This window comes from Methylomonas sp. ZR1 (assembly GCF_013141865.1).
Lineage (GTDB): Bacteria > Pseudomonadota > Gammaproteobacteria > Methylococcales > Methylomonadaceae > Methylomonas.
Genome location: NZ_RCST01000001.1, coordinates 4809857 through 4829690, shown reverse-complemented (window position 1 = coordinate 4829690; position 19834 = coordinate 4809857). Strand labels below are relative to the sequence as shown.

Annotated in this window: 15 protein-coding genes; 1 reads left to right on the top strand and 14 read right to left on the bottom strand. The window is 58.6% G+C overall.

What is annotated here, in order from left to right:
• Positions 1–4 precede the first annotated feature (4 nt).
• Positions 5–3679 (bottom strand): hypothetical protein, encoded by a 3675-nt coding sequence (locus DDY07_RS22045; protein ID WP_171697457.1) that lies wholly within the window; start codon positions 3677–3679, stop codon positions 5–7.
• On the opposite strand from DDY07_RS22045, the gene DDY07_RS22040 reads away from it, so the two are divergent.
• The gene (locus DDY07_RS22040; protein WP_171697456.1) at positions 3672–4043 is read left to right on the top strand and encodes a hypothetical protein; all 372 of its coding nucleotides are present in this window, start codon (positions 3672–3674) and stop codon (positions 4041–4043) included. The genes DDY07_RS22045 and DDY07_RS22040 overlap by 8 nt on opposite strands.
• A 193-nt stretch (positions 4044–4236) precedes the next feature.
• Here the strand turns inward: DDY07_RS22040 and DDY07_RS22035 are convergent, their stop codons facing one another.
• The 13 genes from DDY07_RS22035 to DDY07_RS21975 all read right to left on the bottom strand — a co-directional run bounded on the left by DDY07_RS22035 (position 4237) and on the right by DDY07_RS21975 (position 19832).
• Positions 4237–5928 (bottom strand): hypothetical protein, encoded by a 1692-nt coding sequence (locus tag DDY07_RS22035; RefSeq protein ID WP_171697455.1) that lies wholly within the window; start codon positions 5926–5928, stop codon positions 4237–4239.
• Between the two features lie 13 nt (positions 5929–5941).
• Positions 5942–6844: a hypothetical protein gene (locus DDY07_RS22030; RefSeq protein WP_171697454.1), complete on the bottom strand. Its 903-nt coding sequence runs from the start codon at positions 6842–6844 to the stop codon at positions 5942–5944.
• Positions 6845–7135: 291 nt separating this feature from the next.
• Positions 7136–9562 carry a phage tail protein gene (locus DDY07_RS22025; protein WP_171697453.1) on the bottom strand — a complete coding sequence of 809 codons (2427 nt, stop codon included), beginning with the start codon at positions 9560–9562 and terminating at the stop codon, positions 7136–7138.
• A gap of 9 nt (positions 9563–9571) precedes the next feature.
• Positions 9572–11743, bottom strand: coding sequence for a putative baseplate assembly protein (locus DDY07_RS22020; RefSeq protein ID WP_171697452.1), 2172 nt, complete (start codon positions 11741–11743; stop codon positions 9572–9574).
• Positions 11744–11762: 19 nt separating this feature from the next.
• A complete protein-coding gene (locus DDY07_RS22015; RefSeq protein ID WP_033157785.1) occupies positions 11763–12158 on the bottom strand; it encodes a GPW/gp25 family protein in 396 nt (131 codons plus the stop codon).
• 2 nt (positions 12159–12160) lie between these two features.
• Positions 12161–13825, bottom strand: coding sequence for a hypothetical protein (locus tag DDY07_RS22010; RefSeq protein WP_171697451.1), 1665 nt, complete (start codon positions 13823–13825; stop codon positions 12161–12163).
• Positions 13826–13831: 6 nt separating this feature from the next.
• The gene (locus DDY07_RS22005; RefSeq protein ID WP_171697450.1) at positions 13832–14473 is read right to left on the bottom strand and encodes a phage baseplate assembly protein V; all 642 of its coding nucleotides are present in this window, start codon (positions 14471–14473) and stop codon (positions 13832–13834) included.
• On the bottom strand, positions 14470–15516 hold the full coding sequence (locus DDY07_RS22000; protein WP_171697449.1) for a phage late control D family protein: 1047 nt from the start codon (positions 15514–15516) through the stop codon (positions 14470–14472). Before DDY07_RS22000 ends, DDY07_RS22005 begins: the two co-directional genes overlap by 4 nt.
• Positions 15517–15925: 409 nt before the next feature.
• Positions 15926–16093, bottom strand: coding sequence for a hypothetical protein (locus DDY07_RS21995; RefSeq protein ID WP_171697448.1), 168 nt, complete (start codon positions 16091–16093; stop codon positions 15926–15928).
• A gap of 13 nt (positions 16094–16106) precedes the next feature.
• Positions 16107–17354: a hypothetical protein gene (locus DDY07_RS21990; protein ID WP_171697447.1), complete on the bottom strand. Its 1248-nt coding sequence runs from the start codon at positions 17352–17354 to the stop codon at positions 16107–16109.
• Positions 17351–17863, bottom strand: a complete 513-nt coding sequence (locus DDY07_RS21985; protein WP_171697446.1) for a phage tail protein — start codon at positions 17861–17863, stop codon at positions 17351–17353. The genes DDY07_RS21990 and DDY07_RS21985 overlap by 4 nt, the downstream gene beginning before the upstream one ends.
• Positions 17856–19355 carry a hypothetical protein gene (locus DDY07_RS21980; RefSeq protein WP_171697445.1) on the bottom strand — a complete coding sequence of 500 codons (1500 nt, stop codon included), beginning with the start codon at positions 19353–19355 and terminating at the stop codon, positions 17856–17858. The genes DDY07_RS21985 and DDY07_RS21980 overlap by 8 nt, the downstream gene beginning before the upstream one ends.
• Before the next feature lie 15 nt (positions 19356–19370).
• A complete protein-coding gene (locus tag DDY07_RS21975) occupies positions 19371–19832 on the bottom strand; it encodes a phage tail protein (protein WP_033157779.1) in 462 nt (153 codons plus the stop codon).
• Positions 19833–19834: the final 2 nt, after the last annotated feature.

The window sequence follows — 19834 nt, the reverse complement described above, 5'->3', positions numbered from 1 at the left end:
CAATTTACAAGCGCTGCTGCGTCAGCTTATTCGCCACTACGCTAAAGCGGGTGTTGATCTTCACGCCACTTTGCAGCATATCGACGATAGTGACCTGGGTGCTTTGCGGACTGTGGTCTTCCACCGCCAACACCGCCACGACGCGCTGCTCGGTATCCAGCAACTGCAGCCGGGTACCCGGCAACGGCGGCCGGTTCAACTTGACCTGCAAGCGTTCACCTATCGCTGCCAGGCGCGGCGGCACATGCACGTTGCCGCGAATGATTTCCTGCGGATCGCCCAAGGAAGCATGAATCAGCACGGCCCGAATCATATTGCGCATCGCGCTGCGGCTGGCAGCGGAGGCATCGCGGTCCAATTGCCGGAACCACCAGGCGATTAATTCCGATACGGTACGGGCAGCGTTGAAATCGTCGGCTTCCGCCCTGTCCATGCCCGGCCACCAGGATACGTCTTCGACGCGAATCTGATCGTCTTCGGCCAGTTGTCCCCACTGCAAACGTAAGGACGGCGGCAACAGATTGAGTTTTTCCAGCAAGCAAAACTGGCAGTGCTCCAACTGCTCACGCAATTCGTGGGCGGGCTTGCGTAGCGGTCCGGCTGCGCCGGCCAGGTCTGCCAAAGCCAACACTTTGGCGGCCGCCGCCTGGGTTTGCAAACTGCTGGCGGTAAAAGCCGGCAAGCTGAAGCTGGCCCACTGCTGCATGACAATCTGGGTTTGCAGATGCACGGTTTGCAGGCGGGCCTGCAAGGTATCGGTATTGGCCGGCGTCAACAGGCTGGCGGGTCTGGCTTTGAAGCGAGCCTGGCGCAATTGCCCCAAATAATCGAATTGCTGAAACGGCGGCAGCTTGGGCCGCAACGGTTTTAAGCCGGCCCAGTCGTCCATCGGAATCTCGCAGATCGCCGCGAAAAACGGGTCCAGCGCCGCGGGCAAATCCACCTCTTCTTCCCAATCGCAGCCGGGGACGATGTCCTTGCTGCTGCCGTAACGCAAGGCCAAGGGGTCGACCAAGGCAGCGCTGACCGGCGTACCGCGCACTCTGACGTAATACAAACCGCGCAAGGCCTTGGTTAAAATACGGGTGCGTTCGTTATTCAAAGTCCAGACCTGCCGCCAGTCTTCGTCCAGCAAGCGCTGCGCAACGCCGTAGTCGCCGAGTTGTTCGACGCGGAACCTGTCCATGCCTTCCAGGGTTTCCCGCGCCACCCGGATCAGCCCGGCCAGTTTATCGATCTGCGCCAGTTTATTGGCTTGTTCGCGTAACTTACCTTGCAGTTTGCGTTCGATATTGTTGTAACGCGCCTCAAAAATCGCGATCCATTGCGTCAAAATCCGTCCGGCCTTGAACAAGGCATGGTAACGATATTGGGTTTTTAACAGACTGGAACGCTGCGGATTGTTCGGGGCGTTTTTGTCGGCCAGGTTGTCCAACACCGCCGGCGACTCCAGCTTGCCGCTGCGCTCGAACGGGTTAGTGGCATTGGCACCGGCCTGATCGTCTTCCACCACGCCGATTTTTTCCATCTGCTTACGCAAGGTGGCGGCATCGGTGGGGTCGAACAAATCGGTCAGCGTGGCCAGCAATTCCTTCATCCCGTAATAAGCTTTGGCATATTCGTTGATTTCCGGACTGATATGATCGATCACCCCAAACCTATATTCCTTGGCCTCAAAAGCCGGCTTGCTGACCGCTTCCTTGGTAATGCGCGACAACATATCCAGGCGGTTTTTGTTGATGCCCAATTCAAACGCCGAATAGGTTTGCGGCTTGCTGGCCAATAAAAACGCCGACTTGGACACCGATGAGGTGGAGGCCAGCGCGTTACTCAATAAGTTGTTGCTCAAGGCACTGCTGGCGCTGATTTTCGGCGCAGCCATCTGACTGATCGCGCTATTGAATAAGCCGGCGGACGCGGTGGCAAACACGGCTTTAGGCGCATTGCTGACCACGCTTTCCGTGCTAACCACTTTTTCGACGTTATTGGGAATATCGGTGGCGTTGAGATTGGCATACGGCAACCAGCGCGCCACCTGCAAGCCGGTGCCGTCGCCGGCCACACCGCCGGCCAATGCGGCCAAGGCCACGGTTTGCGAATCCAGTTGCTGGCGTTGCAATAATAAAAAATCGCGGGTTTTCTCGACCCGGCTGCGGATGGCGCGAATCTGATTTTCGATGGCTTCCAGTTCCACCAGAGCCACCGCGTACTGCACCACCAAACCGTCGTCGCTGGGCGTGGCTATCGGCGGCGGATTGCCGTCCGCGCCCAGCCAATTGCGGTAAAAGTTAGGTAAGGTCGGCACTCCTTTGCTGTAGGGATAAGGCGTACCGGGATTTTGCGGGTCTTGTTGTTCGCTGTTGGCGCGGGCGATGACTTTCTCGAAAATCGTCAGAGGTAAGGCCGGCGGCACTTCCGGTTTAGGTAAATCCAGATTTTTGAATTGCGCGGGATCGAGCACCGCATGCTCTATCACGCCTATGCCGCCAGCCAGAGGCGGCGTATTGGACGGCTCGACGAAATACAAGGCATCGAATTGTTGGCGCCATTTGCGCCAAGCATCATAAGCACGAATGTAAAACCGGAAAATATCGCTTTCCAGCACGCTGTCGGTTTGCGGAATATCCAATAGATTGGGCCGGTAATCCGGCTCGTTCACCGCCAGCAACAATCTAATTTTATCGCCGGCCGGCTGGCGCAAATCGATCACCCGCCTGGCGATATGGCCGTTCAACAGCTCGATCACTGCTTCTTCCGGCACCGGCACCATGTCTATGCCCAGATGCGTTGGCAGCCAAAGCAGATTTGGCGCCGGCGCGGCCGGATTTTGCAGCCAGTCCAGCGGCAATTGGCCGGCGGCCGGCAGAAAATCCAGATGCAGATTGTCTTGTAAAAACTGCGGCAACGGAATCCCGGCATTAGCCGGCAAACCCGCCGCTTGCATCACCCGCCGCATCGCCGCGCCGGTTTGATTGAGCAAAACCCGGTAACCGCTGTTCGACACCGCTTCGTAGCGGCCGGCTTCCTGCGAGAGCCAGGCGACTCGGTAGCTGGCATCCTCGTTGTTCACCACCGCCAGCAAAGCCAGCGGCACGGCATGTCCCAATTTGGCCATGAAACCGGCGTCGACCCGGTCGGCGGCTACCCAGTTTTCGATGCGGTCGCGCGGCCAGGTATTTACCGCCGTGTCGCTGATATTGATGCGCTGTATAGCCAGGCTGCCGGCCAACACTCTTTGGGTGTCGCGGGTTGGATCCAATTCGGTACGTTGGCAGGCATCGACGCCCGGCCCGTCGATTTGCCGGTCGCCGCGGGCCAACAGCAAATAATAAACACCCACCGCGCTGACGACCTGGTTGCGGTTTAGGTAGGCGTCGATCAAATCCTGCCACTCGGCGCGTAGCGGATAGTACAGCCCCAGTGCCTGGCCATTGGCTGCCAGAGCTAAGCCGGCGCTGACGCTAAAGCCGGGTTCAGCTATGCCGTTCGGCCCCAATTGTAAATCCAGGCCATGGACGATGCCGGCTGTTCTGCCCTGCAACACGGTAGCCAGCCGCGCGTCGGCATACGCCTGTTCGCGGTCGAACTCTTCCTCGCCCAGATGCCGGCCGGGGAACATGTGCACCCGCTGCAAGCTGCGGGAGCTGGCGATGGGGTTATGCAGCAGAATCATGGACATGATGGCTACTCCTTACTCTTCTTTCCATATCTGTTGGGGAAATTTTGTTTGCATAAACCTTCCCCGACCTGGAACAGCTTTTATTGTGTCGCTATCGCGACAGATGTTTTTAATGTCGGTTCTCGGACCGACAGCCGAGATACTTTTCTTTGCTTGTCCAAAGAAAAGTATCCAAAAGAAAAGACACCCGAATGCCGCTTATCCCCTGTGCTCCTCGCTTTTGAACGGGGTTGCCGAAAGGGGCTTCCTGCCCCTTCGGCAACGTGCGGCATCCATGCCGCACCCCTTCGGGCTGATCCGTTCAAAAGCTCCGGTGCTCGGCGCGGCATACGGGATGAAAACCCGTCCCGAAACGAAGGCGTAGGGTGGGCAATTTTGCCCACCGTTGGCTGTGTACCTCCGCGTGGGCACTCAATCGTGCCCACCCTACAAAAACTTATCCTTCAGGAGCCTATCGTAAAAGTCCCCTCTCCCTCCGGGAGAGGGCTAGGGTGAGGGGATATAAAACCGCCAATTTCCAAGTCCTCTTCAAAATATTGCAAAGTAACTAACCCCCATCACGGCAACAACACCGTCCATTGCCCGATTAAGCCGTTATCCAAACCCAAGGCCCCGCCGCCAGCAACAACCAATTCGCTGGTCGATTGGTTAGCCGGTTTGGCGCGCAGGGCGGCCAAAAATGCTTCAAGATTGTTGGCGACGGCCAGTTGTTGCAGGGTTTGCCAGATTACCGCGTCGTATTGGCGCTCCACCAATAGCAAGATGCGTTGGCTGGTGGCGACCAATGCCGACTCACTGAAAGACTCCACCAAAGTGGCTAATGCCGCACGGCCAGCATCGTCGGTCGGAGCCCGCAGCTCGGCCAGCATCGGGTAATTCACCCGTTTCAAGAACACGTTGTCCTCGTCGTCGATCAAGCCACCGCCGTCGGCCGGACCACCCACCACTTCGGGCGGTGTCGGCAAGGACGTACCTAGCGCTAACACGATACCGCTGATCGAAGTCTCCGCCGCGCGACTGGGCCGGCGTACGTACAACGGCGCGTTGCTGCCGAAGCGGTCCCAGATGGCTTGCCAAGCGGCCTGGTCTGTATCCAGTGCATGTACCGGCCTGACCGGATATAGCTTGAGGCGCAGCAAATCCAGTTGCGGCAGCAGGCGTTTATTCGGATCGAAATTGCGCTCCAGTTGCGCGGCATAATGGCCGTAATCCAGATTGGACAAAGGCACCAGTACGACGATGTCCACCGGCTCGCCGTTGCTTAAATCAATAGGCGGCAAAGCCAGGGATTCGGCGCGAATCTGTTCCACGTCCGATTGCCGTAAAGGCGCGATAGCAACCTGGTAGTTTTCCGGAAAATAACCTTGCCGACCGTTGACCGGATCGACCGCTTCCTTGGGCAGAGTGCCGACCGGCGGTAGCAAGGAAAAATAATCGCTGGCATGAAAATCGCCGGTCAAACCGCCGCTGCGGCGATTGCTCAGAATATCGGCTAATAAGGCTTCGTACTGCCGCGACAAGTCGCTTTGCAACGAGTCTATGCCCGGCTCGGCGCGCAAAGGATGGCGCAGCAATTGCGCATCCAGCCATTGCGGCGCGCCTTCTTGAATCGCCACCAAACCCAGTGCCACCGCGTCTTCCGGCAATAAGCCGTGCAATTGATCCTCGCCGAGCAACTCCCTCATCAAACGTGCCCGAATTTGCAAAGGGCTTTGTTGCGGCAGCGGAATCGGCAAAGGCACCAGGCCCATTTGCACCGACTCGGTAATCATCGCGTACTGAAAGCCGCGTTTGGCGCTCAAATCTTTCGGAAACACTTCAGCAATGTCGGTGCCGACATCGACATAACGCAACACGACCGCGTACAAACCCCGATTTAAATTGGAGAAATTGCCGTCGTTCAGGCCGCTGATCAAGGCCCGGTCGCGCAAATTGACGATGAGCCGGCTGCCCAGCTCCAGCACCCGGCCGGCCGGCGTCATCGCCAACCCCGGTTCCAGCGTCAGCAAGCCGGTGAAGCGGTCGAAGCTCAAGGCCAAACCGGCGACGATGCCGCTGCCCAGCACCCGGCCCAGCTCGCGCAAGCGCTGATCCAGATAGATTTGATCGCGGGTCAGGTCTTCCGCGGTCAGCAAGCGGCCATCAAAATAGTGGCTACGAGTCAGACGCGGGTCGATGTCGGCAACTTGATCCAGCGCCAGCCCGGCGGCAATCGGATTACCGAGAGGTTGAAATAAAATTTCGCTCATAGTCCCTCCATGATCAGGGCTGGCGCGCCAGCCAGGCCAATTGGCTGGCGGTGGCCAGGAACGGCCGCACCAAGTTGTTGATCGAGATTAATTGCGGGTTGACCAAAATGGCGTTGATGTCGGCGACGCTGATGCTGATCCTGGCCAGCAACAAACGGGCGCCCTCCTCCAGTTCGTCATTCAATTGCTGCGGATTAACCCCACTACTGTCCAGCGCATGCAGCAAACGGGCATGCAGTGCCAGTTGAGCGCCGGCTTCGGCATTATCGGTTTGCACTTGCTGCAACCAGGCTTGTTCTGCGACCGACAAGGCCGGCATCGCCGCAGGCAAAGCTTGATGGCAGGCCCAGGGTTGGTAGGCATCGTCGCCCGCAGGTTCCGGTAATTCCGGAATCAATTCCAGACGCACGCTGTCAGCGGTACGGCTGGGTTGCACCGCATCGGTACTGAGATTGAGTTTGCGCGCCAGCACCGGCTGCATTGCCACCGGGCAATCTTTTTGCCGCACGCAGATTTTCAGCCAAAGCAGATTATCGGCGTCGCTGTATCCTTCGCGCAGATAGCTCTCGGTTTGCGCGGCCAGCCAGTCGCCGAGATTGATGCAGTAGGGTTCGTGAATCAGCACTTCGCGGCCCAGACCGTCGATGCCGATGCCGGGACTAACCAGCAAGCGCACGGTTAGATTGTCGGAGTTGTTGGGATGCGTGGCCGGCGCCATGCTCACCGCCATGCCCGCTAGCGTGCCGTAACCTTGCAGCCAGTATTGATGGCGGGTCAGGCGGCGGCGATGGTAGGCCTGCTCGTCGCGGGTTGCTTCCAGACCCAGCATCATTCCAGCCTCGTAAGCCACGCGGCGCAGGGGCTCGTCTAACGTGGCGTCCTGTTCCAGCGTAGTGAAATCATCTAGGGTATCCATGCGGCCTCCGTGTGTGGTGCCCAATAGGAAATGCCAAAATCTCGGAATCCGGCAGCATAAATCCCATCGCCCTCCGGGAGAGGATAGGGTGAGAGGCTAAAAACAGCTGGATCACATTGCTCGAGCCCCCTCACCCCAACCCTCTCCCGCGAGGAGAGGGAGCTTCTTCCCCAGCCTCTGACAGGAACCGGAATCCGCCAAGCCGGTTGCGCCGAACCAGTCGAAGGACTCAGCCCAAAGGAGATCAACGTGATAGACAGGACCGGGTTGTTAACCAACCCAGGAAAACCGCTAAGCCTGTGCATTGATGTCCTCCGGTGAAAATGCCGCCGGGTTTTTCAAAATCCCCTCGTGGCCCAGATAAGTGTCGTCCAGCGTCACGCGGCGGAACGGCGGCACGGTTTCGATGAAGGTATCCATGCCTAGCAGCGGCGCGATGCCCAGCACGAAGGGATGTTCGGTTTCGATGATCCGGTATTGCAGGTGCGCCGGTAGCTGTTCCGTCAAAATGTCTTCCACAGCAGTCCGCAAACTCACCGCCCGCCCGTGCAGCAAGATGCTGACCTGGTGCGCGTATTCTGCAAAAAACGCTTTGACCTGGGCCGCTTCGTCGGCGGTCGCGAGCTCCGGGGCGAACAAAGCCAGAAATTGCCGGGCATCGCTTTCCGACAGAATCAAGCTGTCGCCGACGATGCTGTTGCCGCTCATGCCGGTGCCCAGAGTTAAGGGGTGATCGCCGTCGTCCATGTCTATGCCCAAGATCGTCGCCATGGTCCGCCGCAAGCGGAAATTCTCTAAAACCACAATTTCGCCGCGCTGCACACCGCCGTCACTGACGATGTCCAAAGCCAGATTCAAGGCCGCCAGCGTACCCTTGTATTGTTGCATCAAGGTCAGGTCCCGTAGCCAGCGCCGCTGCCGGGCTTCCGGCCAGTGGCTCGGCAGCTGACCACCTACGGCCTCGGCCAACCAAGGCAAGTTAGCGGCAGGCGTTGCCTCGGGCGCCAGCAATTGCTCGCTGGCAGCAATCCGGCCTTCCAGCGGGGTCAATACCCCTTCGAAGGCTGCCAGCAAACGCTCGCGCACATCGGCGCCATTGGCCGGACCGATGGCTTGCACCGGGTCGTAACTGAGTTCCTGCCGGTAAAATTCCGGAAAATAAGCTTCCTGGTAGGAAAAGCGCGGGTAATAGACTCTGATGGCGTGCAAGGCCGGACTTTGCCGGCCGTCGCCGCGCAAAGTCACTTGAATTTGCAGATAGCGCCCGCGCAACTGCCGCACCCGACCGGAAGGCTGTTGCAACAAAATCTCGAATAAACCGCTAGTGCCGGCTTGCTGGCCGGCCAGGCTTGCCGCGAACGGCAGTTCGGACGGCAACGGGTTCCACAACGGCGCGGGTTGCTCGATGGGCTTGGGCCGCACCGCCTGCCGGCTGGCAAATACCCGCACCGCAATCTGAATATCGCAGCCCGGCGGGATGCAGGCGTCCAGATACAGTCGGTGCCATTGGGTATCGACTTGGCCGGAATCCAACTCATGCAATAAGGCCGTGCCTTCCAGAAAAAACTGCGGTCGGCGCAAGGCATGCAATTCTCTGGGGCGCGGAGCTATCGCCGGAAAATCCGCATCGGCCTCGGCTTGATAACGCAACTGGCCGTCGGCGCTGCTGACAAAACGCGGCACGGCTTGCGACAGCATTGGATATCGCTCGAGGAGCAAGCGGGCCTGGCCGGTGTTGGTTTCACTATCCCAATGCAGCGTCAACACCGGGCAATCGCGTTGCGTGAATTTCGCATCATCCGCCGCGCGCGGCACCAAAGCCGCCAGCCGGCCGCTGTCGGGTAAAGAGGAATCGGCCGCCAGCGCCAGGTCGATAGCAAACGGCAACTCGGCCGGGCAGGCGTAGATTTTGAATGGCTCATCGGCCAATGCCGATAGAGGCCGCGTCACTATGGCCTGCGCCCCGATACCGTCGTGGCACAAGATAAAAATCTGCTGTAAATCGCAACATAGCGCCAGCGCTTGCAGCCCATCAGGCAAGGCTTGCTGCCAGATGCGGCGTAGGGGGTGCGGATTGGCCTGCTCGGGTTCGAAGCGCACCGGTTGCGGCGTGTACGGCAAGGGCAAAGGTTCACCACTGCATAACATCAAACCGGAATTGCTGATTAGCCAGATTCGCTGCTCGCCGTCGACACACGCCCTTAGCGGCATTTGCGACGCAGCATCCTCACCCTCCGCATTGCCCCATGTACAAAAGGTTTGCCAACGGCGAGCCAGATGAAACAGCAGCAAACCATGCTGATTGATACCGTCACTGAACGGCAAAGCCAATCTGCCGTCACCGGCCGGTTGGCCGAAGCCCGGCTTGCCGCCGGCCGCGACCGACGCGAACGCCATGTCGGTAAAGCGGCCCTGTGGCGCGACAACATCCTGCAATTCATTGTCCTGCAAGCTTAGATAACCACGGCCGCTGTTAAATTCGACACGCGCACCGTCGGCACTCAAACGACCGATCTGATTAAAACTGTCCAAGGCCAGCGGCACGCTGTTCTGCCACGCCAGCAAAGCCGCCGCCGGATCGGCGGCCGGCAAGCGCAAAACCTGATTTTGCGCCAGCTTCAGCGCCTGTAAACCGGCATTCCAGTTCAAATGACTGGAACCCTGTTCGAAATCGGCTTGGCCTTTCATTAAAAAATACGGGGTGTTGTTGACGTCCATCGCTCGCCCTCAACAAATGTCCGGTATCACCGGTACCGCGACACCCAAACTATCGTCCGGGGTTTGGCCTTCCAGCAAGCCGATGCCGTCCGGCAAGGCCGGTGTGCCGGAACCGCTGTCGGCGCGCACACCCAGCAGCTCGGGCAACTGGTATTTAGTCAAGTTGACCGGCTCATCGGCGGGCAAACGTCGCCAACCCTGGCTACCGCGTTGAAACAGGCTCAAGGCATTCACGGCCTGCACCCCGGCCACCCGCGCCGCCTGGGTCAATAATTCGTTGGCGCGCACCGCGCCGCCCAAGGGCCACCCGGCACCGCGCGCGCCACCGGGTGCCAGCGGCCACAGGTATTCCAGCAGCGTCTGCTGCACGTCGCGCAGGGTTTGTTGCTCGGTTTCGATGTCGCGCACCTGCACTTTCACACTGACGGCAATCGGCACGAACTCCGGGCTTAACACATACAATTCGGTGCCGACCATGGTCCGCTGCAATAGATAGGCAAACACGTCTTTCAACAAGCCCTGGTTGGGCTTGGGCGTGTGACCCACAGCCGGTTCGGCCGGCGGCAGCACGAATACGCTGACCACTCCCGGCACGTCGTCGCGCGCCGCACGAATGCTGGCACCGGGCAGAAAACCCACCAACACTTCGGCGCGGGCCACCGGATTGACGGGATTGGCTTCGGTGATGATTTTGAAATCCTGTTGCGTCACCGCCCGGTTGCGATGGGTCAGAAATTGTGGGATGCGTTTTTCCGCCTGCTCGACCGTTTCCGCATCAATGCCGCCGCTTAACGGCCATTCGTGACGCAGCTTGTAACGCGAACTGCCGTTCACCACTTCCTTGATGCTCCCGGCGGGCAGATTACCGGCGCTGCCGCCGCCAAATAAGTAAGCCGCAATACGAATCCGGCTACCCGACGGCGGCCGTCGCCCGGTCGTGCCGTCGCCAAAGTACACGTAACCGGACTGCGGATTGAGCCGATACACCCTGGCATCGGCGGCTTGACCGGCAAGAAAAGCCACCTGTTGCCAACGCACCCAGGCACCATTTTCCTCAACATCCAGTTGCAAGGTCGCCGCATCGATATTTTGATTGGGCAAGACCACCACCTGATCCGGCTGGCCGGTACCCATACCCACCAGTAAATCCTGTTTCAAGCCTTGGGCCAGCACATCGACGGCATTCAGCGCCAGGTAGCCCAGTTGTAAGTTGGGATGTTCCGGGCAACGCAAGCGCAACCAAAACGCCACGCGGCCGGCTTCGACTTGATCAGCCAATTCCGGCGGCCTATCGCCGACACCGCTGAACATCGGATCGGTCGGTACAAACGCCTGAAACAGCGCCGGATTTTTGGGTAAGCGCAAGCGCACCACGCCGGTTTGCCGGCCGCCTTTGGAGCTGTCGGCCAGCACATCCAAGGGTAGATAAATCGTTTCGCCGGCCTCGCCGGTGGAAACCAACTCCCAAATCAGCTTGCGCGGATTCAGTTCGTTGATCGCGTCGCCGTCCAGATTGTCGGCGGGCGCGATGCCGATATTGAAGGCCACGCCGGCCAGATGGCTGCGCAGCAAGGCAATCTGGCCCTCCAGCTGCCTGGGGGCGATGCAGGCCAGGTAAAAGCTGCGATCCAGACTGCCGGTCAGATCCAGCACTTCCTTAACCGGCTGGAAGCGGCGCGGTTGAAACGGCTCGGGACGTTGGCCGTTGCGCAATCCGTACTGTTCCTGCAAATCCTGCAAGGTCAAACCCAGCGCGGCCAGATCGGCAGCCTCCAACTTCTGTTTGATCAACACTTGTAAGCTCAGGCAGGTGGGTTGCAATTCGCCGACCGCCGTCAAAATCTGTTTTCCGGCCCGCAGTTGGCTGCCGTCCGCCAATAATGCCGCCGGCAACACGCTGGTCGGTCCGGCATCGACGCAGACTATGCCCTTGGCCGGCCTAGCGGCGCGCACCGGAATTTGCAATAAATTTAAAAACACCCGGCGCTGCCGTTCCGGAATTAAGTTGGCGCGGTACAAAATGGTTTCGGTTAGCCAGGCGAATAAATCCACAAAGCTGTTGAGCGGGTCGCCGGGGGCAATCTGCGCCAGTTCCGGCAAATGGCTGGCCAGCCGGGCCTTGGCCTCGGCAACCAAATCCTCGAAGCGTCTGTCGTCTAAATTCGGTACCGGTAATGGCATAACGGCCTCTCTTGCAGCCTCAAGCCGGCAGGCTCAGGTTTAGCGTGAATCCCAGTTCCGCCGGGCGCTGACTGTTACGCAGCCGGTAGCGGATATTGATATGCACATCGGCGACGCTGGCCGGACTGGCCTGCACTTGCACTTCGTCGATTTCCACTCTAGGCTCCCAGGTCTCCAGCGATTTACGCACCACGCCGGCAATCAGATGGCGGGTGGTTTCGTTATTGGGTTGATGCACGAAGTTTAATAAACCGGCACCAAAAGTCGGGCGTTGCAAGCGTTCGCCGGGCCGAGTCAGCAGGATATTCAACATCACCTCGCGGATACTCTGATCGTCGCGGGTCCAGCTCAAGCGGCCGTCGGCATCGATATTGCCCAGCGGCCAACTCAAAATCTCGGGTACCGGCGTGCGCATGCTTAATCTCCCTTGATTTTTGGAAACGGCAGGCAAATCCGTACCCACGGCAGCCAGAAAAACACGATATTCAGCAGCGAGATCATGATCATCAACAAGATCATCGCCACCAGCGTAATCACCGGCAAGCTAAACGAACAAATCCATTGAATCCCAAAGTCCGGGCCGGACGTGTCTTTGACCGTGTCTTCGCTGGCGCCCTTATTCAATTTCAGTTTGTTCATTAAATCGAAGGTATCGGCGGGCGTGATCATCGCCGCGCCCTTGGCCAGACCACGACGCAGATCGGCCAGCGACGGCATCTGAATCAACGCCGGCCGGCTGGCGTCCGGATCGAAGGGCGCGGCGACCCGAAACGGTATGCTGCGGGTGTCTGCATTGGCCCATTGAATCTGTTCCTGGCCGAGCTGGTTTTTGGCGCGCACAAAAGCCACTACTTGATAAACATCGCCGGCATTTTGCGCGAATTTTGGCAAGGGGATTTCCTTGACCTTACTCAGTGCTTGGTCGCTAAGGCGTTGCCCCAACAGCACGCGGATTTCCTGGGCATCGGCGGCCAGCAGCAACAAAGTCAAACTCAGGTTGCCGACGCCATTGGCATTCGGCAAGGCCGGTAATGCCGCCAGTTTGTCCAGCCCGCCCACCGCGTCTATCGCTTGTTCTTGTTGAATCAACCAGCGCACCAACGGGTTATCGCCACCCATCGCAAAGCAGGCTTGCAGATAGCTAAACAAGGTTTGTTGCCGATATGGCGTAAACAAGCCCAGGCTGGTTTCGGTATAGGCTTGGCCTTGCAAACCCGCCGGCAGTTTAGCTTCGTCGTACAGCCACAACTGCTGGCATTGGTTTTCCAGCGCGGTGTTCTCGGCAATGCCGGCTTCGCCGAGGTGATAACGGTTGACCAATATTCTCAGCAATTCAAAAAAAGCTTTGCTGGCTAGGCCTTGCGCCAACGGTTTGCTGTATTCGCTTAGCCAGGTTTGATTCAGCGGTTGCCGATAACCGAACGGCCAAGGCAACATCGCCGCGGCGACGCTGGCGGTTTGCGCTTGGTCAGTACTATCGAACGCCTGACTGGCATCGCGCAGATAATAAAAACCACCCAGCGGCAAATAGCCGAACAACAGTGTGTGGGTTTTACGCTTGGCATCGCTGGTTTTTAATACATGCAAGGGGTGCACTTCCTCGCCACTATAGGCCGCCTGCTCGTCGCGTTTATGCAGCACGCCGTTGGCGCACAAGCGGCGATGCAAATCCGGGTCGCGCAGTTCGCTGGGGGCGTCTTGCCACCCCAACGCCTCGCCGTCTTCCAGCATCCAGGCCTGCTCACGGCCACCGCTGAGCCGGCGAATCACGAAACCGGCCGAGCTGATTTTTTGCGGATCCAGCGCCGGCTCGCCGAAGCGGTCGCAAACCACTTCGCAACTGACGATATGAAACGCCCGATGCAGCGGTAGTCGTAAAACAGGCTGCTGGCCGTAGCGGCTATGACGCTCCTCCTGCTGCCAGGCGCTAAACTGCGGCAAATCGAACTGGCGGCGCTGCATGTCCTGCTTGAAGCGGTTGATAAACTCCGCATCCAGATAACGATGCAAGCCGCATTGTCCGCCCTCTTGATAAAACGGCGGTTTCAATTTAATGGGATGCAGAACTTGTTCGGTTTTCATAATCCCTTACCAAATGTTGCCGGCGCCCGGCGTGTAGGAACTGCCCACCACTGAAGTGGCGATCACTGTGTCGGCTTGCACCACACCGCTGAACTTGGACATACTGGCATTCACCGTCACCATGCTGGCGTTAATGGTCACCGTACTGGCATCGACCGTGACGCTGCCGCTGCTGCGCACTGCAATGCCTGAGTTATTAAGGGTGACGCTTTGGTCGGCGCGCTCGATAACGATTTCCCCGCCACCGGCTTCGTCTATCGAAATCTTGTAACCGGAGCGGGTACGCAACTCCACTTTCGGGCCATTGCCGTCGTCGAAATCCAACACGGTTTCCTGCGGGGTGCGGATTACATAATGATCTTCCTGCGGATCGGCCTCTGCCGGCGCGCTGCCGCTACCGGCCCAGACGCTGCCCAGCACCAACGGCATTTCCGGGGTGATGAAAGCCAGCACCACAATTTCTTCCAAGCGCGGCACAAAACTGGCGCCATAACCCTGGCCGGCTGACGGTGCGACGACGCTGGCCCATAATTCCATTTGCGTCGCCAGCAAACGCACCTTGATGCGGCCACGGCTGTCCGGGTCCGCGTTATCAGTGACTTGCCCAAGTTGCAAACTGTGCAGATTACCCAAGGCGTGACTGTTCATGACTGCCACCCGCCTTTGTTGACTTTCAGGTGTGTCTCGAAGCCGCTGTTGTTATCGAAGCGGTGCACGCAATGCACAATCTGGTAGCGGCCTTTCAGGCGCGGCGACACGCCGTCCAACTCGATCTCCCGGCCAGGTTTTAAAGTCGCTTCGCCTTGGCAAACAATTTCACCTTGAATAAAGCGTTTGGCTTGGCGTTTGAATGCGGCCTTGGCATAGGCTTCGGCTTCGCTGCTGGTGCCGGGAAAGGGCTGCGGGACGATTTCCGGGCCGGGCCAGCTCAGATTGCCTAAAGCCGCCGCCGCGCTGGTGCCGGTGGGCGCCGGCGTCATTGCGTCGGCCGTAAAATCCACCGGGTCGGCGCTAGCTAGGTTATAGCCATTGACTTGGCTGCTGAGCGGTTGATGATTCAAATCGGCGATTAAGCGCACTTTCAGGGCGCTGTCCTGGGCGCTGAGCTCGACCGGGTTGGGATCGGCTTCTTCGGCCTTGGCCCGTAAGGTATTGCCTGCCAAGCGCACGGCTATGTCAAAGCGATTGCCGATGCGCAGCAGAAAGGCCAAATCACTTTCGTTGAGTTGATGCCAGGTGGCGGTGATGCCGGACAGTGACGCATCGGTTTGCAGGCCCGCCTCGCCGGCGATGGCTTGCACTAGTTCGTCCGGGCTTTGATCTTCAAAGCTGCGGTTATGCCGGCTGCGGGCCAGCCTATGCAATTTGTCTTGTAATAGCAGCGCGATGTTGGGCGCGCCTTCGCCGTAGCTTTCTTCAATGGCGGTAATCTCGCCGCTGAACAGATTTTGCGGAGTGTCGCTGCCCATTTCGATTTCCACGCCGGCACCCAAGGCTATGTCGTTCAAAGTAAAGTCGGGGTCTTGCCCGCCTTCCGGTCTACCCCAATTGGACAACTGCAATTCGGCATGCGCGCAGCCGTGCAAGGGCAGATTGACCTGCATCGCCAGCAAGGCCTGTTGCAGGTCTTCGCGTTGTTCGCCGTCGATTTTGATCGTCGGGCGGGAGCTGGTGAAGGCGGAATCGGGCATAGTGTTGTTCTTGTTTATTGTCGTTTAATTATTATGTGTCGCTATCGCGACGGTTTTTCTAATGTCGGTTCGCGGACCGACAACCGCGATACTTTCTTTTGCGTCGCCAAAAGAAAGTATCCAAAGAAAAGGCGACCCGGATGCCGCTTATTCCCTGCGCTCCGAAGCTTTTGAACGGGGTTGCCGAAAGGGGCTCCTGCCCCTTCGGCAACGCGCCGCATCCATGCGGCGCCCCTACGGGCGGATCCGTTCAAAAGCTCCGGTGCTCGGCGCGGCATACGGGAAGGAAACCCTTCCACCACTCAAAGCCTCCTAAAACCCTTCGACACATCCCCTCTCCCTCCGGGAGAGGGCTAGGGTGAGGGTATATAAAACTTCATTACCAAATCTCTCACTCACCCACATCTATTCAATCAATCCTCAACCGCTCCTGCCGCTGCCTGATCAATTCCAGCATTTGCGTCAACTCGATTTCCGCCGGCGACAACGGCGTCTGCTGCGCGGCCGGTTGTTGCTCGGCGGCTTCGGTGACGCCGTCTTGCACGTCCAATATCACTTCGTCTATCAATACCGGCATTTGTAATTCCCACTCAATCGAAACCAACGCCACTGTCGGCGGCAGCTTTTAATAAACTGCTTACCGATACGCCACTGCTTTTGCGAGTCACAGTTGCCGAACCGGCTTGGTTAGCTGCGGCTGTTGATAAGGGTCTCCCACCGGTCGCCGCAGTTACCGCTTGTCCGTTTTGCACGCCACCAATCCAGGTTTGCGCAGTATCGAATCTTAGCGGCACACTGCCTGTCTGAATGTTGGCTGCATTCAGACTGCCCTTTTTCCCAGCCGGGTTAAACGCACCTTCGATGCCGGTGCCCAGGCTGGCGGAGTTGCCGAATTTAAACGCCGGACTTGGCGATGGCGCCGCTGGTAGTGCCGCTTTTGCCCCCCCTGCACTATTGACTGAACCAGCACCAACATTCACCGAGGCTGACAAGCTTGCCGAAACATTGGCGCTGATACCGCCGCTGATGTTGACACCGGCACTTACCCCAAATCCCACGCCGCCGCTAATCCCTACCGAAGCACTCAAGCTCAGGCTAGGCACCGCCACCACCGATAGCGACGGCATTCTGGGCGACTCTATGCCGTTAAACAGCGAGGTATCGCGCCAATTGCCCGCGCCTTCGCCACTAGTGCCCGGCACCGGCGCGGCCGTTTGCCCGGAACCGCCTTGCGGCCCGGCACCGGTGGAACTCAGGCTGGGCGTATTGCGGGCGGCTTGTTCGACAGCGCGGTTACGGAATTGGTAGCGGTCCTCGCTGAGCTTTAAGGACACAGTAGCCCGCAACGGCCGGCCTTCCGGGGAAAAGAAATCCAGAGTTTCGTCAAAGCTTTGCACCAAACCCAAAAACTCGAACGCGCCCCATTGAAACAAGCAGCGTTTGGGCGCTTTCATTTTTTTGCCGTCTTCTATTGGCTTGATAAAAGTATCGGCAATTTTTTTGGTCTCCAAACGCACATCCGAACCCTGCTCGATGGCTTTCTTGGCGCTGCTGTTGCTGCCGGCACTGCTGGCCGTCTGCCCGCTACCCTGGCCCGCGCCGCCGGGCGCTTCGATATACGTGGTATCAAAAATCAACTCTATAGTCAGATTGGACGAGCTTTTATCGACGAACTGCGCCGAGCGGCTGTTGCCGTTGCGGGCGTTTTCTTTCAAGGTGTTAGACAGGCTGACTTTCAGGCTGGACGGGTTGAATTGCACGTCAATGGCGTTATCCAAATCAGGACTATCGTTGTCGCCGTTGACCGGAATCAGTTTGCCGCGTTCGATGGCTATCATGCCGCCCCCCTGCCTTGGGTGCCGGCAGACGCCGGCCGCTGCAATTCCAGGCCTTGATGCACCAGCTGCAATTCTTCGATGGCTACCTGGCTGGCGGTGGCCGACAAATCCGGGCCTTTGAATTTGGTCGGCAGCACGCCGCTGAGCTTCCAGACCAACACCGCGTTATCGGTGACGTTGCCGCCGCTGACGCTGGGATTGCCGAACGCGATGATCTCGCCGCTCAGCCGGTAGCCGTAGTTGGCCAGACGGGTGGTGATGTCGAACCAGGACCATAAATCGTTGATGTCGGTAACGCCGCGTTTCAAAATAATCGGCGCGAATTTGGTCGGCCCGGAGCGGTGATGCTCGCCCCAATTGTGGCCGCCCTCGTTGATGACCTTAGGTTCCATCGTCGCTTCGAAGCCGGTCACTTCGCTGAAGTAACCGCTGCACAACAAGCTGCTCTGATCACTGTTGTACAGATTGACCTTGAAGCGAAAGGCGACGAATTCGCTGACTTCAGCCATCGACCACCTCCGAGCGCCACTCGCCGTTGAGATTGGCAAAGGTCAGAAACAGCCTGTCTATCGGAAACGCCGGGGCCAGCATGATTTCGTAAAGCATCGCGCCTTCCTGCGGCGTCGATTCGCGAATCGAAAAGGCTTGCTCGGCGGACGCACCGCGCAAGGCGCCCTGGCTGTACAAGCGGCGGAAAAACTGTTCCAGTAGCAAACGCGGGCGGGGATCGCGATAATCCAGATTAAAGATCAATTGCTCGCCCAAGGCCTGCAATTGCCGGCGCAAAAAACCCAGGAAACGCATCACTTCCGCCGAGCGAAAACCATCGTAACGCTGGCGGTCGAACGGATAATCGGCGACCGGCAAGGCCGGCACCACCAGACGCTCGTCATCAAGGCTAAGTTGCGCGCCGCCGCTAACTGCGTTGCGGTAGTTGAGCACACTGATGCCGGGTTTATCGCGCAAGCCCATCGTTTGGGCGATGGACAAACGCGGATAGGGCAAGGCATCAGTGTTTAAGGGCTTGGCCGCCATCGAGCGCCAAGGGCCGTCGCGACGGGCCACCGCCGCCTGCTGCCCGGCGATCAATCCTACCGGACTATGCAAGGCAAAACGCGGCCCGCGCAAGTAGGGGAACAAAAACTGCACATAGCGCAATGCTTGCGCGGTATCCGGATTGCCTTGATACCCGGCCAGTGCGCTCAACGCCGCCGGGTCGAGCACCGGGCTGTCCAGCTCGCCGGAATAGGCCAGCGGCAAGGTAAACAGACATTGCAGATCGGGCCGATGGCTACTGACGAATTGCAGCATGCCGCGCAACACCTGCGGCAATTGCCAAGGCGGCGGCATATCGCTTAATTCGCTGCTGTACCGGCGTTCGCGGTGATCGTCATCGGTATTTTGCGTGCAAGGCAGAAACTGCGGGTCGTTGTTTTCCAGACGTACCCTGGGAATATCCGGCAGACGCGGCGGTATTTGCAGCCGTTCCAAATCCGGAAAACCGACGACGCCCAAGGCCGGAATGACCAGCACACAAGCCAAGCCCTGAAGAGTAGTAACATCGTGCAATTGCGTGTTGTCGGCAGGCAGGAAACCGGCTTGCCCGGTGCTTTCGGGTATCCGCACCACCCAGAGTTTTTCGCCGCCGTTGGCAAAAAAATCGTCAACCGCCAGGCCCAGCCAGGCTTTATTACCAGCCAGCAGGCTGACATATTGGGTGGTGGCGCTAAGCGCATCCGGGAAAATATCGTGAAATTCGGCGCTGGACTGCAAGGGTATCGGTAGATGGTAAAGCTCGCTGGCAGCGCCCAACAGCAAGTCATCGACTGTCTTACCGTATCCGACCGCGCGCATGTCCGCCAGTGCTGCCGGCAATTGCAGCAGGCGCTCAAGCCGGACCCGACCTGGACAATGCCCAAGCATGGCCGCCTCCAACGCCGCAATCCGGCGTTCAACCGGCCTCGGAGTCAAGGCGATGCGCGCTCCCGCTAGCCATTCCATCCGCTGTCGCTCCGCTTAGCTTTGGATGATGGTTTCGACGGAGAGCACCAGTTCTTCCATAGCCACATCGCTGCCGCCCTTGGCTGTTAGCGTCGGCCCGGTCCATTTGATCGGCATGGCCCTGACCAGTTTCCAGGTGACCACGGCGCTGGCGCTAGTGGGGTCTTCGTTTTTAAGCTTGATCACCACATCGCGTTTGGCGGTCACATCGCCGCCGCGAATTTGCTCCAGCCAACTGTAAATGTTGTCCGCACCAATCACACCACGCTTCAGCGTCACATCGCCGGCTTTGTTGATGGCCGGAATCTTGCGCACGTAATTGACCGCGTCGTTGCCGTTACGGTATTCCGCCACCGTCACTTCCGCATTCAAACCCGACACTTCCGAAAAGCCGCCCTGCACTTCGCCTTCGCTGCCGTCGCCCAGGTTGACCAGATAATTGAACACCCCATAGGGTGTTTCGCGATATGTAGCCATGG

What these genes read in the sequence shown, in the direction of transcription:
- DDY07_RS22040 (WP_171697456.1), top strand. Translation starts at nt 3,672, where the DNA reads ATGGACATGATGGCTACTCCTTACTCTTCTTTCCATATCTGTTGGGGA.
- DDY07_RS22045 (WP_171697457.1), bottom strand. Translation starts at nt 3,679, where the DNA reads ATGTCCATGATTCTGCTGCATAACCCCATCGCCAGCTCCCGCAGCTTG.
- DDY07_RS22035 (WP_171697455.1), bottom strand. Translation starts at nt 5,928, where the DNA reads ATGAGCGAAATTTTATTTCAACCTCTCGGTAATCCGATTGCCGCCGGG.
- DDY07_RS22030 (WP_171697454.1), bottom strand. Translation starts at nt 6,844, where the DNA reads ATGGATACCCTAGATGATTTCACTACGCTGGAACAGGACGCCACGTTA.
- DDY07_RS22025 (WP_171697453.1), bottom strand. Translation starts at nt 9,562, where the DNA reads ATGGACGTCAACAACACCCCGTATTTTTTAATGAAAGGCCAAGCCGAT.
- DDY07_RS22020 (WP_171697452.1), bottom strand. Translation starts at nt 11,743, where the DNA reads ATGCCATTACCGGTACCGAATTTAGACGACAGACGCTTCGAGGATTTG.
- DDY07_RS22015 (WP_033157785.1), bottom strand. Translation starts at nt 12,158, where the DNA reads ATGCGCACGCCGGTACCCGAGATTTTGAGTTGGCCGCTGGGCAATATC.
- DDY07_RS22010 (WP_171697451.1), bottom strand. Translation starts at nt 13,825, where the DNA reads ATGAAAACCGAACAAGTTCTGCATCCCATTAAATTGAAACCGCCGTTT.
- DDY07_RS22005 (WP_171697450.1), bottom strand. Translation starts at nt 14,473, where the DNA reads ATGAACAGTCACGCCTTGGGTAATCTGCACAGTTTGCAACTTGGGCAA.
- DDY07_RS22000 (WP_171697449.1), bottom strand. Translation starts at nt 15,516, where the DNA reads ATGCCCGATTCCGCCTTCACCAGCTCCCGCCCGACGATCAAAATCGAC.
- DDY07_RS21995 (WP_171697448.1), bottom strand. Translation starts at nt 16,093, where the DNA reads ATGCCGGTATTGATAGACGAAGTGATATTGGACGTGCAAGACGGCGTC.
- DDY07_RS21990 (WP_171697447.1), bottom strand. Translation starts at nt 17,354, where the DNA reads ATGATAGCCATCGAACGCGGCAAACTGATTCCGGTCAACGGCGACAAC.
- DDY07_RS21985 (WP_171697446.1), bottom strand. Translation starts at nt 17,863, where the DNA reads ATGGCTGAAGTCAGCGAATTCGTCGCCTTTCGCTTCAAGGTCAATCTG.
- DDY07_RS21980 (WP_171697445.1), bottom strand. Translation starts at nt 19,355, where the DNA reads ATGGAATGGCTAGCGGGAGCGCGCATCGCCTTGACTCCGAGGCCGGTT.
- DDY07_RS21975 (WP_033157779.1), bottom strand. Translation starts at nt 19,832, where the DNA reads ATGGCTACATATCGCGAAACACCCTATGGGGTGTTCAATTATCTGGTC.